Source organism: bacterium (assembly GCA_023150945.1).
Taxonomy (GTDB): domain Bacteria; phylum Zhuqueibacterota; class Zhuqueibacteria; order Zhuqueibacterales; family Zhuqueibacteraceae; genus Coneutiohabitans.
On sequence record JAKLJX010000034.1, the window covers coordinates 14615 to 31283 of the forward strand.

General features: G+C 60.1%; 10 protein-coding genes. 7 read left to right on the forward strand and 3 right to left on the reverse strand.

Going from position 1 to position 16669, the window contains the following annotated elements:
• Positions 1-793 precede the first annotated feature (793 nt).
• The 5 genes from uvrA to L6R21_26200 all read left to right on the forward strand — a co-directional run bounded on the left by uvrA (position 794) and on the right by L6R21_26200 (position 10198).
• The gene (gene uvrA / locus L6R21_26180) at positions 794-3847 is read left to right on the forward strand and encodes an excinuclease ABC subunit UvrA (GenBank protein MCK6562694.1); all 3054 of its coding nucleotides are present in this window, start codon (positions 794-796) and stop codon (positions 3845-3847) included.
• Between the two features lie 117 nt (positions 3848-3964).
• Positions 3965-5083 (forward strand): carbohydrate kinase family protein, encoded by a 1119-nt coding sequence (locus tag L6R21_26185; protein MCK6562695.1) that lies wholly within the window; start codon positions 3965-3967, stop codon positions 5081-5083.
• Between the two features lie 355 nt (positions 5084-5438).
• Positions 5439-6698 carry a phosphoribosylamine--glycine ligase gene (locus L6R21_26190; GenBank protein MCK6562696.1) on the forward strand — a complete coding sequence of 420 codons (1260 nt, stop codon included), beginning with the start codon at positions 5439-5441 and terminating at the stop codon, positions 6696-6698.
• Positions 6699-6703: 5 nt separating this feature from the next.
• A complete protein-coding gene (locus tag L6R21_26195) occupies positions 6704-7909 on the forward strand; it encodes a hypothetical protein (protein MCK6562697.1) in 1206 nt (401 codons plus the stop codon).
• 66 nt (positions 7910-7975) lie between these two features.
• Entirely contained in the window at positions 7976-10198 is a 2223-nt protein-coding gene (locus L6R21_26200) for a T9SS type A sorting domain-containing protein (protein ID MCK6562698.1), read from the forward strand.
• A gap of 108 nt (positions 10199-10306) precedes the next feature.
• On the opposite strand, the gene L6R21_26205 is transcribed toward L6R21_26200, so the two are convergent.
• The 3 genes from L6R21_26205 to ilvE all read right to left on the reverse strand — a co-directional run bounded on the left by L6R21_26205 (position 10307) and on the right by ilvE (position 12774).
• Entirely contained in the window at positions 10307-10459 is a 153-nt protein-coding gene (locus tag L6R21_26205) for a complement resistance protein TraT (GenBank protein ID MCK6562699.1), read from the reverse strand.
• Between the two features lie 22 nt (positions 10460-10481).
• Entirely contained in the window at positions 10482-11441 is a 960-nt protein-coding gene (locus L6R21_26210; protein ID MCK6562700.1) for a hypothetical protein, read from the reverse strand.
• A gap of 85 nt (positions 11442-11526) precedes the next feature.
• Positions 11527-12774 carry a branched-chain-amino-acid transaminase gene (ilvE, locus tag L6R21_26215; GenBank protein MCK6562701.1) on the reverse strand — a complete coding sequence of 416 codons (1248 nt, stop codon included), beginning with the start codon at positions 12772-12774 and terminating at the stop codon, positions 11527-11529.
• A 256-nt stretch (positions 12775-13030) separates the two neighbouring features.
• Between ilvE and L6R21_26220 the strand changes: the two genes are divergently transcribed.
• Positions 13031-13462, forward strand: coding sequence for a LytTR family transcriptional regulator (locus L6R21_26220; protein MCK6562702.1), 432 nt, complete (start codon positions 13031-13033; stop codon positions 13460-13462).
• 1102 nt (positions 13463-14564) lie between these two features.
• Positions 14565-16520, forward strand: coding sequence for an ABC-F family ATP-binding cassette domain-containing protein (locus L6R21_26225; protein ID MCK6562703.1), 1956 nt, complete (start codon positions 14565-14567; stop codon positions 16518-16520).
• Positions 16521-16669: the final 149 nt, after the last annotated feature.

Sequence of the window (16669 nt, forward strand, 5' to 3'; positions counted from 1 at the left end):
GGCGGGCGCAAAAATGACTCGGACATTAGATCGTTGGTGCGTGTGAGGTATTGAATGCCGATGGAGATAAGACAGACAGGTTGTGTTCGAGTGGAGGCAGGGTGTCGCTGGGCGCGGCCGCCGGGGTGGGCAGCAGGCAGTCAAGCACATCAAACCGTCGTGGTGCAGCCTCGTAATGGGAATCACGCAACTAACCCTCATCCTCCGTCCCCTCGCGTTTAGGGGATGGTCCAGACTCGTGAATTCTTACGACTGTCACGGGTGTTCGTGCGAGCGCGCTGAATTTTGAACGGGCAAATATGAACAAACGATTCGAGAATGTCAAGACGATTCTTCCCGCGCCTGCGACTGCAGTGATGGGGTGATTGAACCTGCCACCCTGTGCAAGAAATGGTGCTGCTCCCCGGTCACGGCCGGCCTGCTCGTCTCCTTCATTCATTGCAAGTTCATTCGTTGCAAGGCAAACACTTGCAACACCGAGAAAACCGCGCTGACATGGCGGGAGAATATTTTCCAAACCCGACATTCGGTTAGCTCCGTTTTCTCCCCGCAATTTTCTTGGTTTGCGGTTGGGCCGCCTGGCGATGGCGCCGCGGCAACGCGCGGAATCCCCTGCTTGCATTCCCAGTTTTTTTTTCTATATTTGACGCCTGTTTGAGTTCACGCGCAGCGTGCCCGGTTCATTCCGCAAAAAAACGGCAAGCCCGGTCTCGTGCCTGCCGGAAGTGGCCGGAAGCCAGGCGTTGCGACAACCGCATGGCACGAGCCGACCGCAATCATTCTCACAATCATCATGGCTGAAAAAGAGTACCTTGTCGTCAAGGGAGCGCGGGAGCACAACCTCAAAAACATCGACGTTGAAATTCCCCGCAACAAACTGGTGGTGATCACCGGACTGTCCGGTTCGGGGAAATCCTCGCTCGCTTTTGATACCATCTATGCCGAGGGCCAGCGCCGCTACGTCGAATCGCTCTCGGCCTACGCCCGCCAATTCCTGGGCTTGATGGAAAAGCCCGACCTCGATTACATCGAAGGCCTGTCGCCCGCCATCTCCATCGAACAAAAGAGCAGCAGCCGCAATCCGCGCTCGACGGTGGGTACGGTCACCGAAATCTATGACTATCTGCGCCTTCTGTTCGCGCGCATCGGCGTGCCGCATTGCTACAATTGCGGCAAGGTCATCGAGCGCCAGACGGTGCAGCAAATGGTCGACGCCATTTTGGCGCTGCCGGCCGGCACCAAGTTTCAGGTGCTGGCGCCGGTGGTGCGCGGCCGCAAAGGCGAATACCGCGAAATCTTCGACACTGCCCGGCGCGAAGGCTACGTGCGCGTGCGCGTCGACGGCGAAGTGAAAGATCTGGCCGGCGAGATCAAGCTCGACAAGAACAAGAAGCACAACATCGAAATCGTCGTGGACCGGCTGCTCAACGAGTCCGGCATCAAGACGCGGCTGACGGATTCGCTGGAGACGGCGTTGCATCTCGCCAACGGGCTGGTGTTGATCGAGGTGATGAACCAGCGCGAGATTCTGTTCTCCGAGCATTTTGCCTGCGCCGAATGCGGCATTTCCGTCGAAGAGCTGGCGCCGCGGCTGTTCTCGTTCAATGCGCCGCACGGCGCCTGCCCGACTTGCAACGGCTTGGGCACCACCATGGAGGTCGATCCCGACATGGTCGTGACCAACCCCAGCCTTTCGATCCGCGACGGCGCGTTGGAGGTGTGGGGCGACAACCAGGAAGGCTGGTATTGGGAACAGCTCAAAGCGGTGAGCCGCGCCTACGATTTCTCGCTCGATACGGCCTGGGGCCAGCTCAAAAAAGCGCAGCAGCGGGTGGTGCTCTACGGTTCCGGCGACCGCGAGCTGAAATTCAGCTATGCCAGCGGCAACGGCCGCATGCAGGCGCAATTCACCGGCAAATTCGAAGGCATCATTCCGAATCTGCAGCGCCGCTACGTGCAGACGGATTCGCAATACATCCGCACGTGGATCGAGGGTTTCATGAACAAGAAGCCCTGCGCGGCCTGCAACGGCGCGCGGCTGCGGCCCGAGGCGCTGGCGGTCAAGATCCGGCAGCACAACATCTTCGCTGTCACCCGCATGACGGTGCGCGCCGCCAATGAATTCTTCAACCGCCTCGAGCTGAGCGCGCGCGAGCAGAAGATTGCCCATCAAATTCTCAAGGAAGTGCGCGAACGCCTGGGCTTTCTCGTCAATGTCGGTTTGGACTATCTCACGCTGCATCGCGACGCCGGTTCACTCTCCGGCGGCGAAGCGCAACGCATCCGCCTCGCCACCCAGATCGGCTCGCAACTCGTGGGCGTGCTCTACATTCTCGATGAACCGTCCATCGGTCTGCATCAACGGGACAACCGCAAGCTGATCGACACCCTGGTGCGGCTGCGCAATCTCGGCAACACCGTCATCGTGGTGGAACATGATCATGAAACCATCGAGTCGGCGGACTGGGTGATTGACTTGGGCCCGGGCGCGGGCAAGGAAGGCGGCCGGGTGGTGGCGGCCGGCCCGCCCGCGGCGATCGCGCAGGACACCCGCTCGCTCACCGGCGATTATCTCTCCGGCCGCAAATACATCGCCGTTCCCTTGCAGCGCCGGCCCGGCAACGGCGCATTTTTGGAACTGACGGGCGCGCAGGGCAACAATCTCAAAAACGTTGAAGTCGAATTTCCGCTGGGGCTGTTGACCTGCGTGACCGGCGTTTCCGGCTCGGGGAAATCGACGTTGATCAATGAAACGCTGTATCGCGTGCTGGCGCGCGAGTTGAATCAGGCCAAGCAGCAGCCGCTGCCGTTCCGCGGCATCCGCGGCCTGCAGCATCTTGACAAGGTCATCGACATCGATCAGTCGCCCATCGGCCGCACGCCGCGCAGCAATCCCGCCACTTACACGGGATTGTTCACCGAGATTCGCGATCTCTTCACGCAGACCCAGGAGGCCAAGATTCGCGGCTACAAGCCCGGCCGCTTCAGCTTCAATGTCAAGGGCGGGCGTTGCGAGAACTGCGAGGGCGACGGCATCATCAAAATCGAGATGCACTTTCTGCCGGACGTCTACGTCACCTGCGAAGCTTGCAAGGGCAAGCGTTATAACCGCGAGACGCTCGAAATTAAGTACAAGGGCAAATCCATCGCCGAGGTGCTGGACATGACGGTGGAGGAGGCGCTGGATTTCTTCCAACACATTCCGACGTTGAAACGGCGGCTGCAGACGCTGCACGACGTCGGCCTCGGTTACATTCATCTCGGCCAGCAAGCCACGACGCTCTCCGGCGGGGAGGCCCAGCGTGTCAAGCTGGCCACCGAGCTTTCGCGGGTGGCCACCGGCCGCACCATCTACATTCTTGATGAACCCACCACCGGTTTGCATTTTGAAGATGTCAAAATGCTGCTCAACGTGTTGAACCGTCTGGTGGACATGGGCAACAGCGTGATCGTGATCGAGCATAATCTCGATGTGATCAAGACCGCGGACTACCTCATCGATCTCGGACCGGAGGGGGGCGATAACGGCGGCCGCGTGGTTGCCACCGGCACGCCGGAGCAGGTGGCGCAGGTTGCCGACTCTTACACCGGCGCGTTTCTCGGCAAGATTTTGCGGGAAGGCCGGCGCGAAGCCCGCACGGTCAGTGCGGGGCCGGCACCGGCCAATGGCCGCCGCGCCTATGTACGCACCGGCTCCGCCGAAGAAGTCGGCTGGAAGAAAAGCCGGCGGTCGCGCGTGCAAGTCGCTTTCGCGGAGGATGACGAAGACGAAACGAGCGAAACGCCCCGCAAGAAGAACGGCATGCCGGCCCGCAAGCCGCGCCGCACCACCCGCAGCCGGGAGTGAAGCCCGGCGCTGAATTCAAAAACCGCAGCAACGCCCATTTTACCACGATCGGAATGAGTCTCTGCGACTCGCCCGGCCCGTTGCCGCACAACTCTTCAGTCAAAGGATCATGCTGCCATGGCAGAGAATGACGTGCTGCACCAGCACACCGCAAGCGCGCTGCAAGCCCGTAAAGCGCAGCCCGCGACGCACCGGGCACTGCTCGGGTTCGATGGCTTCGTCGACGAGATCGTCCGCATTGTTGACAAACGCGAAGCGCTGGACCGCTACTCCCCCCTTCCCAGTATCGCCACCCTGGCCGATCGCGTCGCCGAGGCCGCCGGCAAGAGCACCAATCTCGAACTGGTGGTGCAGCAAATGAAGCTCGGCGGCAACGGCCCGATCATGGCCAATGCCCTGGCCGCTTTCGGGGTGGCGGTGACCTACATCGGCAATCTCGGTTATCCCAACGTCCATCCGGTGTTTCAGGAGCTGACCCGGCGGGCACACGTAATTTCCATTGCCGAACCCGGCCACACCGATGCCATCGAATTCGAAGACGGCAAACTCATGCTGGGCAAGATCGCCTCGCTCAATGACATTACCTGGGAGAATCTGGTCGCGCGCGTCGGGCAGGAACAACTGCTGCGCTACCTGCAGGAATCCAGCCTGCTCGGTTTGGTGAATTGGACCATGATTCCCTACTTGTCGGACATCTGGCAGCATTTTTTGAAGGATCTCTGCCCGCACTTGACGCACCGGCCGCTGGTGTTCTTTGACCTCGCCGATCCCGCCAAACGCCTCACTGAAGACATTCACGCTGCGCTACACCTGCTCTCGCGCTTCGAACAGTATTTTCACGTCATTCTCGGCGTGAACGAGAAGGAGAGCTACGAGCTGGCCGAGGTGCTCGGCATTCACGTGAAATATCAAACGCCGGAAGCCGTGGAAAAAATTGCGGTCGAGATGCGGGCCAAGCTGGGTATCGGCACGGTGGTGGTGCATCCACGGGAATATGCCGTGGCGGCCACCGAAGATGAGTTTGCCCGGGTCACCGGCCCGTTCACGCCGAAACCGTTGATCTCCACCGGCGGCGGTGATCATTTCAATGCCGGCTTTTGCCTGGGCGCGCTGCTGCAATTGCCGCTGGCTTCGTGTTTGTTGACCGGTGTCGCGACGTCGGGTTTCTATGTGCGCACGGCGCAGAGTCCGGCGGTCGACCAGCTTGTAGAGTTCATGCAGAATTGGCCGGCGTGAGGTTTCGGTAAGGTTCAGTCAAGGCTCGGCCTTGACTTGCGAGAGTGTGAAACTGAAAGCGTGGACTGAATCATCATTGAGGAGTTTTGCACAACCTCCGAATGCGATGGCCCAGCCATCGCGGAACGGATACAAGAAGCGCGGGGTGTTCAGTCAAGGTTTGGCCTTGACTTTCGAGGGCGCGAGTTCGAAGGCGCGGACCAAATTCTCGTTAGTGGGTGTTGCGCAACCTTCGAACGCGATGGCCCAGCCATCGCGGAGCGGATACAAGAAGCGATGGCCCAGCCATCGCTGAACGAATGCATAAAACGACGGCCCGGCCGTCGTTGAAACACTTTACCCCTGTTCCGTCACAATGTCCACCTCTCCACATGTCCTGCTGCTCGGCGTCGGCGCTTTTGCGCATGCCGTCATGCGCATCTTGCGCGAAAACGGCGCCCGCGTGAGCTGCTATTTGACGCGCAGCTACGGCCATTACGGCCCCTCGCTCGAAGGCGAAGTCTATCCCGCCTCCTACTTCCCCAGCCCGGTGCGCTTCGTGCGCGACAAGAAAGTCGATTTGTTGATTCCGATGTCGATCGACTGGCTGCAGCAGCCCTGGACGGAAGAGTTGCTGTCGCTCGCGATTCCCATCTTCTCGCCGGCGGGCGAGGCCATGCGCCTCGAACGCGAGCGGGATTGGGCGCGCCAGCTCTGCCTGCAGTTCGGCATTCCCTTTCCGGTTTCTTATGTTGCCCGCAACCGGCTGGAGGCCGAAGCAATCCTCCAGCAGGATCCGCGACCCTACGTCATCAAGAATCCCTTGTGCTCGCCCACCAGCCCCATTCACACCATTGTTTGCGAAAGCGTCGAGGACACCCGGCATTGGCTGGAGCGCCTGGATTACGCGGAAGGCGTTTTTTTGCAGGAATACATGGGGCGCGCGGAGGCCGGCCACATTGCCGTGGTGAGCCACGGTGAAATTCACTCGCTGGTGACGAATCAGGAATACAAACGCGCGTTTGACGGCAATATGGGCATCGTCGCCGGCGCGCCACTTGGCGGGCTGGCGGAAAAGGATCCGCACGATCGCTACGGCCTGGCGGCGGAGTTGCTGCACCCCTTGTTGCCGTGGTTGCGCGCAACCGGTTTTCACGGCCCGGTGCAAGTCACCGCGGCGCTGCGCGATGGCCGCTGGCACGTGCTGGAATACAATGTGCGCATGGGCGTGACCTCGACGCAGATGATTTTGCGCCTGCTGGCGAATCCCCTGGAAGTGATCGCGGCCACGGCGCGCAATCAGCCGGTCACGCCGCGATTTCACGATTCCCTGCAATTCGGCTGCAATCTGACGTTGGCGGGTTACGGCTATCCTTACATCAGCATGCAAGGCCCGCGCCTGCCCGTGCGGCTGCTGGAGAAACCCACCTGTGATATCTGGTGGAACGAAGTGGCGGAAGATGCCACCGGCGGGCTGGTGATGACCGGCCATCGCATCGCCGACATTGTTGCGCTCGCGGCGACGTTGCCGGCCGCCATCGAACTCGCCTATGAAAACATCCGCAAGATCAAATGCCTGAGCAGCTACTACCGCACCGATATCGGCATGAGTCTGTGGCCACCGGGAAAGGAGTGACCGCCATGACCTTCATCCGTTGCAGTTTTGTCTCTCTGCTTTTGTCAGTGGTGTTGGCGCAGGGCCAGACGAATTTCACGCTGCGCCTGCAGAATGAATCCCGGCAGGTGGCGGGTACGCCCATGATCGATCGCGCCGGTGAAACCGTTGCCTGGCGCGCGGCCGGCAGTTTGACCTGGCAGAATCAACACGGCAGCAGCCTGCTCACGCAGCCGGGCCGCTTCCTGAAGCACGCGTTGAGCGCAAATGGCGAAACACTGGCGGTTTTGGAAATGGCAGCGCCCGACACGCTGGTGCTGACGTGGTTCGATCAACATGGCCTCGCCCTTGGCCGTCACACCTTGCAGCGGCATGAAGACGATCCCCTGCCGCAAGTTTGTTTGAGCAAGCAGGGCACGGCCGTGGTGGTCGCCCAGCCGGCCACGGCGCACGTGACGTTTCTCGCGGGCAACGGTGCGGCGCCACGCGTTCAGCCGCTTTTTGATGAAGCCGCGTACGCGAATGAGCGGCCGCTGTTCGTGGCGGCGGGCGAGCAGAGCTTTGTCGTGCTCAGTCAGCGCGAAGTTTCGAACGGCCAGCGGCCGGGACAGCCGGTGTTGATCTGTTTTTCGCATGATGGCCAGGAACGCTGGCGCCGCGAGCTGCCTGCGGGCACCGCCGGCGGCTTGGAGGTGTCGCGCAACGGTGAATGGATCGTTGCGAGCCGCTATCAGGTGGATAGTGCCACAGGTGCGGTGGAGTCTGCGATGGTGTTGTTCGATCGCGAGGGCGTGCAGCAGGCCACAACCGCCGGACTTTTTCGCCAGGCCCGGTTTTCCGAGAACGGCGAGCGATTGTTCGTGATGGATCGCCGCCAGGTTCGCCTGCTCAAGCTGCCGGGCCTCAGCACCATCTGGCAGAGTTCACTGACCGGTCGCCAAGAGATGTTCGTCGATATTGCCATGGACCCGGCGGGCCGCGACCACTTCTTTGCCCTGGCGGCGGTGAGCACTTTCAAGAACGACCGCTTCGTTTTCGAACGCGGGCGCTTGATCAAATTCACCGCCGGCCGGCAACATACCAGCATGCGCCTGTCAAGTGATTTGGTGAATCCCGCGCTGGCCTTTTCCGCGGCGGGGCAGCGGCTGCTGCTGGCGGCGGACGGTCTGGTGCAGCGCTACACCGTCGTGAGTGTGGTGCGGACGCCGGGGAAGCGTGCAATCAGACAATAAGACCACAGCGTGCCGCTGCCGCCGTTTTCACGCCCCTTTCACTGCAAGCCTGCGCGAGTCATTGCCATGATGCCAAAACTGCTTGTTCTGCTCTTGCTGCTCTATCCCCTCACCGCCGGCGCGCAGTTTCCGTGGCCGGTGACGCCGTTTCAAGAAACGCATGTCATCACCGGCACCTTTTGTGAATATCGCGACACCGCGCCGGCGCCGCACTATCACAACGGCACAGATATTCCCAAGGAAGACCGCTCGCCGGTCTATCCCTGCGCCGACGGCATCGTCACTGCCATCGATCCCACCGGCAGCAGTGCCTATGTGCGCGTGGGCCGTTTTGCTTATGTTCATATCGCGCCCAACCCGGCGTTGAGCCTCGGCGATTCCGTGTTTAAATCCGAGACCGTGCTCGGCACCATTCTCGACGGCCTGGGGCATGTACACTTGACCGAGGGACAGGTGGGCAGCGAAGTAAACGCCCTGCGCATAAGCACGGGCCTGGCGCCCTACGTTGACACCTGGGCGCCGGTGATCAATTTCGTCAAGCTCTTTCTCACCGGCACCAACTCGGAATTCACCGGCGGCAACGTCAGCAGCCGCGTGGATATCGTGGCCCACCTCTCCGAACGCAACGGCCCGCCCGGCAGCTCGAGTTCCGTGCTCAACAACGGCGCCTACAAAGTCGGCTATCGCATTCTTACTGCCAATCGCGATTCGGTCGTTTACCTGCCGCCCACCAACGGCGTGCGTTTCCAATTTGATCGCAAGCCTTCCGGCGACGTGCACTACACGTTTCATCCGTCCTATTCTTCCACCAGCATGCATGTGTACTACGTCAGCAACACCGCCAACGGCCGTGCTTACTGGGACACGGAAACCCTGCCGCCCGGCAATTACATGCTGCACGTCTTCGCCGAAGACACGTATGGCAATGCCGGCAATGCCTACGTGCCGGTGCAGATTTCAAAAAAGGATTTGCTCGCGCCCGCGCGTCCCCTTTTGCTGTCAATTTCGAAACCGGCGACGCCTGTGGCGCGCTGGCTTGCCAACAGCGAGGTTGATTTGCGTGGTTACCGCCTCTATGCCTCTGCTGAGAATGTCAATGCCTGGCAGCTCGCGCTTGATGAAACCACTCTGCCGCGGAATGTCACCTCCGCCAGCCTGGCAATGCCTGCCCATGACGCGTATTACCGCCTGACGGCCGTTGACACCACCGCGCCGCCGAATGAAAGTCCCTATTCCGATGTTTATGGCTTGGCGTCTTCGCCGCGGCCGGAGCGCATTTTGATCGTCGATGGCTTTGACCGCTTTGGCAATTCCGGCAGTTGGTCGCAGCCGTGGCACTATTTCGTTTTTCATCACGGCGATGCGATTGCAGCGGCCGGCTTTGCCTTTGAAAGCTGCGCGAATGAGGAAATCATCTCCGGCGCGATCAAACTCGCAGACTACCAGGCAGTGTTTTGGCTGCTCGGAGATGAATCCACTACCGATGAAACCTTCAACGACACGGAACAGGCGCGGGTCAAGGCCTATCTGCAAAACGGCGGCAAACTCTTTGTCTCGGGTTCGGAAGTGGCGTGGGATTTGGACACGGCGGCGCGCGGCACGGCCGGCGATGAAGCGTTTTTGCGCGATTATCTCAGGGCCGACTATGTCGCGGATGATGCCAATAACACGACCGTGACCGGCGAGGCCGGCGGTATCTTTGCAGGATTGAATTTCACCTACGGCAGTCTGCCCTATATTGAAGACTATCCTGATGCCATTGCCCCCGTCGCTGGCAGCACGGCTTGCCTGCGCTACGGCAACGGCCAGATCGCGGGCGTGCAGTTCGAAGGTGTGTTTCCGAACGGCACGCAGCCGGGCAAGCTGGTTTATCTCGGCTTTCCTTTCGAAACGATTTCCGCGGCCACGGCGCGCGGCGAGCTGATGCAGCGCGTGCTGGCCTTCTTTTTCCCCGGTGCCACCGCGGTGGCGGACGCGCCGGCTTCAGACATTCCACGGGAATTCGTTCTCTATCAGAACTATCCGAATCCGTTTAATCCTGCCACCACGATTCGTTTCGGTTTGCCCGCAGCCGCTTCCGTTCGTTTGGAAATTTTTGACATGCTTGGCCGCCGCGTGCGCACATGGCCGGCGCGGGTTTATCAGGCAGGCATTCACAGCTTGAGTTGGGAAGGGAAAACTGACGCAGGCGTCACCGTTACCAGCGGTGAATACTTCTTGCGTATGGTGGCGGAGGCGAATGGGCGAGAGAAGATTAGCAGAGTAATTAAGTTGAGTTTTGTGCGATAACTCCCAACGCGGCCGAGCTGCAACCCGAGAAGGTCATCTGGAGAAGACAGAACAGACAGAGAGAGTCGTGTTTGGAGGCTCTACTTTAGCCTCAAAAGAGGGTTCCAATCATCGCCGGCTGCGCAGGAATCCGATCAAAGCGCCGAGTGCGATGCCTATTCCCACGCCCACGCCGATGTTGTGCATGACGACGCCCATGCCGGCGCCCAGGGCAGCACCCAAAGCAATCCATCGTCCCAGTTCGTTTCTTGGGCGATTCATCTCTCTTTCCTTTCTGATTGGTTCATCCCGCCTCCCTCACAAAGACCACATAATCGGTATTCACCGGCTCGTCGCCGGCGCGTCGCAACTCCCACGCAATCTGGCCGCGGTGATAGGCGCCGTGCAGCACCACCTGCGCGAGAATGTCGGCGGCCACCGAGTGAAATTCCATCCCCTTGCTGTTGCGGTAGGTGATAATCGCCGCCAGGCTCTCCTCAGCCGATTCCTCCAAATAGCTTTGATAACCTGCGGCGTTGGCTTCGAGCAATCGCATGCAGGCCGGCAACGCCAGATCGGGCCAAATCGCCAGGCCGGCACTGTCCTCCCCCCGCAGGCGTGTCAGCCACACCTGCTCGGCTGCCAGCAAATGCGCCAAAAAGCGCAGAACCGTGGGCGCGGCCGGCGCCATCTGCAAAAGCTGCAGCACATTGTTGTTCGCCCAGCGCACATAGTGAAAGAGCCGAGTAAGATATTTTTTGCCGGGGGGACTGCCGGCAGCCGGCTCGTGGCCCTCGCGCGCAAAGGTGATGAAATCCGTGTTGACCGGTTCACTGCCGGTTTGGCGCACTGCCAAAGCAAGCTGGCCGCGATGATACGATCCGTGCATCGCCACGTGCAGGAACAAATCCGCCGTGGAAGTGTGCTGCACTGCGCCGCGGCTGTTGCGATAGCTCACGACATGATCGAAATCGGCAGCAGCCTGCTCCGCCAGAAATTCCGCATAGCCAGTCTGATTGGCGCGCGCCAGCGGCGGCAGCGCAGCCGCTTCGAGCTCGGGCCAGAAATCCTGCGGCCAGGGATTCCTGCCGCGCATGCGTTCGAGATAGATTTGCTCGGTGGTCAGAAGATGCCCGGCGAGACGCCCGAGCCGCGGCGCTGCCTCCGGCAACTGCTGCAGCATGGTCAGCGCGCGTTGGTTGGCCCAATCCGCATGCTGGCGCATGCGCTGAAAGAAAGTCGTGGTCATAGTTGTTGCAGACATGGTTGAAAAGTTCTTCCGCGCGCAGGAGATCCGGCCACGCCGGTGCCGAAGTGCAGGCGGATCATCGTCACAACTTGAAATCGCCTCACCCGATTTCTTGAACCCAGCCGTGCGGATCCGCGCCGGTCTGCAGTTGCACTTCCGCCAGCCGCTCCCACAATCGGCGGGTGATTTTATATTCCTCGATTGCCAGCTTGCGCGTGTTGCCCTGATAGTGCAGCGAAACGATCGGTGTAATCACCGCGGCATTGCCGGTGCAGAAAACTTCGGCAATCTGCTTGGGACTCATGATTTCGCTGACGGGCAGCGGCCGGTGTTCCACTGGAATGCCGAGATCGCGCGCCAGCGTCAGCACCGAATCGCGCGTGATGCCGGAAAGAATGTTTTCGGATTGCGGACTGACGAGCGTGCCGCCGGCAGTCACCGCCAGCAGGTTGGCGCCGGAAAACTCCTCGACGAATTGGCTGTGCTGGGCGTCGAGATAGAGCACGTCATGAAAAGGCTGATCGCTGACCTTGACGGGCTTGCCGCCGGCCCAATCGCAGCCGTGGCGCGCCAGTTGCGCGGGCAGCAAACCGGAAACATAATTGCCCGCAATCTTCACGTCGCCGGTGCCGCCTGGTGCGGCCCGATGGAAATGCTGGGTGATCAAAACATTCATACCTTCCACCGGATAGTAAGCGCGCACCGGCGAGCAATAGACCAGAAACAAATGATCTTTGGCCGGTCGCACGCCGAGCTGCGGGCCATGGCCGATCAGCAGCGGCCGCACATACAGACACAGCGGATTGCGCGTCGGCCACGCCCAGTTCGCCGGCCGATAGGGCGGGATGACTTCGCGATTGGCCAGTACCGTGCTTGCCACTGCTTCCGCAAACATCTCCACCGGCACCTTCGGCAGCAGGACTCTGCTGGCGGTTTTCTGCAAGCGTCGGGCATTATCGCGAATGCGGAAAAGCACGACGCGGCCTCGGGCGGAAAGATAAGCCTTGGTGCCTTCGAAGGCAGCGGTGCCGTAATGCAAGGCGCAAGTGGCGGGATGGAGGGAAAGATGCTGCAGCGGAACGAGGGGCGAATCCGCGACGCTGTGCCAGTTGGATTCGACGTAGTCATCGGAATAGTAGTGCTCCCAGCCTGTCTCCAGACACGAGTTCGGCCAGTGCCGGCTTTCTTCCGGGTGGTTGCTCGAAACATGGCAGGCCAGATACATGCGGGAGGTCTGATAGACATCAAACGCCAGCCGCTCCAGTTCCGGGACCAGCAGTTTTCGAATCGGCAGCGGGATGGCCTCCGGCGCTGAGCCGGCACCTCGCAGTGTTTTGAGCGTGGACATCGTGAAAGCTCCCGTGGAGAAGTCCGGTGTTGGTGAATTGCATCATTTGCTGGCGGAAAAAAGCAGCGAGTGCAGCAAATTAATCCATTTTCCGAATAATGCCAGGCAAAAGTTGGCCGGTGGCGCGTGCCGCAACCGGCGGGGCCGGCAATCACAGCTCGCAACATTTCCCCCAACTCGCTTTTGAACGTTTTGCGCTTTGCCCCTGTCTTTGCCGGTGAACGTCAATTTACAAGACCATGACGAGGAGCCTTCTATGATCTCGACGCAGACTCGTGCGCCGCAAAATTCCCCTGTTGATCATGATTTCAGTCCGGCACTCTACCCGCAGTGGCGCGACCGGCTGCCCATCTATCGCCTGGGAAAACAGTTCTTCCTGCCCGTCGCCAAGATCGTTTGGATCGGCACCAAGCACCGTCTGGTTTATGCCTACACGGAGAACCGGCATCACGCCCTGGACTTTGGCATGGAAGAACTTTATGCTTGGCTCAACCCGGCCTCGTTTTTTCGCGTGCACCGCTCTGCCATCGTCAACCTGCAGCAAATTGAGAAAGTCACCCATCTGCCTGACGGCCGTTGCCAACTTCGCATGAAAGACGGCTTTCAGAGTGAAGTGACCGTCAGCCGGTACCGCGCGCCGGAGTTCATGAAGGCGATGCGCACACGCGCGCTGCATTCGCCCGCCTAGTCGAGCAGCCGATTTCACAACGCCTCGCGCGCACCCGGCATGGGATCACCCGGGGAGATTCTCTTTCCGCACGGCCCGGTGCACTGTTACCTTGAAGCGCACGGCACCTCCGCTGTCATACAGCTAGGATTCAGTGAAGACTTGAGCATAGCTCGGGCAAGCCGGAACCAAACAGGACACAAAACTGAGCGGCCACAAAGACTGTTTTGTGTGCTTTCAGGTTTGTGTACCGCAATTTTTTGCTTTCTTGCAACGAGTTTACACGAAAGACCAAGCCACGGATGAACACGGATTCTCACGGATTTCGTGTTTGGGCTTCATCCGTGTCGATCCGTGGCTAACGCTCTTCACTCCTCTTCCTGAATGATCTTTTCCCCATTGGAAGAACACAGGCTTCCAGCCTGCAAACGAAGGCAAGCTGGCAACTTGCGCCACAACATCTTCGCGGTCGTGATAGTCTTTCCAGAGTAATACTCCATATTGCCGAGTTCTTTTCAAGATTCGTCTGCATGGCGCTTCGAGCGAGTGTTGCTGCAAGTTGACGTAACAGTGCACCAGCATTACATGCCGAAAAAAATCCCAATTTGTATTGAGCACACAGGCAAGTCAAGTCAACACAATCCTTGCCGGGCTCGCGTGAGAAGCCCGTCGGCAACTTAGTAATACAACGTTAGGTCGAATTCTACCGCACAGACAAATAGCCCAAAGGGGCAAAAGGTAAAAGCGAAGGGCAACGCCCTGAGAAAACCGTGATCAGGAGAAATCACCAAGCCCCATGGGGCGCCATAGAACCACGTCAGGAATGCCGCCTCTGCAGGGCTAAATGCGACAAATCCTATCGGTTCCCAGGGCGCTGCCCGTGGGCTATTGCATGCGACCCCGTCGGGGTCAACCCGGTTTTTAAACGAGGAGTGTGTACCTAACGTTGTAATTTGCCGGCCGGCTGCGCGAGACTTCCCGCCTCTTTTTCCTCCACCATCAACATTGCTGGTTCGCCTGCTGACGCCGCAACTTGCGGCGCGACGTTGTTTTTTGCCTGCCCGCTGCGTATATTGCGCCCGCCAAAATTCACAAGCACACCCGAGCACGGTGATCTGCGGGCATGATACACATTCACAACTTGAACAAACAATTCGGACCGCAAGTTGTTTTTGCGGACGCTTCGGCGCATATCCCGCCGCACACGCGCGTTGGCCTGGTCGGGCCCAACGGCTCCGGCAAAACCACGCTGTTTCGCCTGCTGATCGGCGAAGAACAGCCGGATGCCGGCAGCATTGTGCTGGCGAAAGGCGCGCGGCTGGGCCATCTCAAGCAGGAGGTGTGGGACAATCCCGAGCGCAGCATCCTGGCGGAAGTGCTGGCCGGTTTTCCGGAGCTGCAGGCGCTCGAGCAGAATCTGATCGAGCTGGAGGCCGCGCTGGCCAGCAATCACGAGCCAGGCCTGATCGCGCGCTACGGCGAATTGCGGCAACGCTTCGAAGCCCTGGGCGGCTATGATCGCGAGCATGAAGCCAAGAAAATTCTGAGCGGCATCGGCTTCTCGCCGGCGCAATTCAGCCAGCCGCTGCATACTTTTTCCGGCGGCTGGATGATGCGGGTCGCGCTCGCGAAACTGCTGCTGAGCAAGCCGGAAGTGCTGCTGCTCGACGAACCGACCAATCACCTCGATTTGGAGGCCATCGTCTGGCTGGAAGACTTCCTGCTGGATTACCCCGGCACCATCGTGTTGACCACTCACGATCAAGTCTTCATGCAGCGCATTGCCGCGCGCATCATCGAGATCAGCAGCCGGCAACTGGTGACCTACCTCGGCGATTTCGAATCCTACGCCGAGCAAAAGGCCGCGCGCCGCGAGCAGCTCGAGGCGCAATTCAAAAATCAGCAAAAGAAGATCGAGCAGACCGAGCGGTTCATCGAGCGCTTTCGCTACAAGGCGACCAAGGCGCGGCAGGTGCAAAGCCGCATCAAGATGCTCGAAAAGCTCGAGCGCGTGCAGGTGGAAACCGAAGCCCCGCGCGCCATGAAGTTTCGCCTGCCGCAGCCGGAGCGTTCGGGCGTGGATGTCATTACGCTGCGCGGGGTACTGAAACGCTACGGCGAAAAAGTCGTGTACCGCAAACTCGACTTTCATCTCGCGCGCGGGGAAAAGGTGGCGCTGCTCGGGCCCAACGGCGCGGGCAAATCCACGCTGCTCAAGATCGTTGCCGGCGTCTTGCCGATTGAGGACGGCGAGCGCAGCTACGGCCACAACGTCACGGTGGAATACTATGCCCAGCATCAGCTCGAGAGCCTGAATCCCGCGGCCACGGTCTACGAGGAAATCGCGGGCGTCACCGGCCACCTGCTGCCGGAGCAGCGCCGCACGCTGCTGGGCGCGTTTCTGTTCTCCGGTGATGACGTGTTCAAAGCCGTGGCCGTGCTGTCCGGCGGCGAAAAAGCGCGCGTCGCGCTCGCCAAGATGCTGGGCCAGCCCGCCAACTTGCTGGTGATGGATGAGCCCACCAATCATCTCGACATTCTCTCGCGCCAGGTGTTGGAAGACGCGCTGGCGGACTACGAAGGCACGCTGCTGTTCATCTCCCACGATCGCGCCTTTATCAATGCCATCGCCACCAAAGTGGTGGAAGTGATCAACGGCGAGTTGAACCTCTACCCGGGCACTTATGATGATTTTGTCTGGCGCAAGCAGCAACTCGCGGAGACGGCAAGCCTGGCCGCTGCTTCCGGCGAGAATGGCCAGCCACGGCTGGCCGCTGCGAATCAGACCAAAAAGGATGAACGCCGCGCGCGCGCCGAACGGATTCAGCAGAAGTCCCGCGAGCTGCGGCCGTTGAAGCAGCGCCTGGCCGCGCTGGAAACGGAAATTGCCGGTTTGGAAAAGGAGAAAGCCGAGCTGCTGCAGGCGGTGTGTGATCCGGCGATCATTGCCAACCGCGAAATCTATCCGCAGAAATTGCGGCGGCAGCGCGAAGTCGACAGCCAGCTCGAGGCCTTCATGGAAGAATGGGCGGCGCTCAGCACCCAGGTTGAACAGGTGGAGGCGGAATACGGCGAATGAGCGGGAGAGAAAAAGACTGCCCGAGGTTCCCCATTTTCCCCACCATGCCTGCCGGTTGTCGAACGCCACTCCGATTTCACAGCGAGACACCTACCTCGAACGAGCCAAAGCCGAAGAGGGCACCAGCGCTCGCAACAACCCGAAGACGC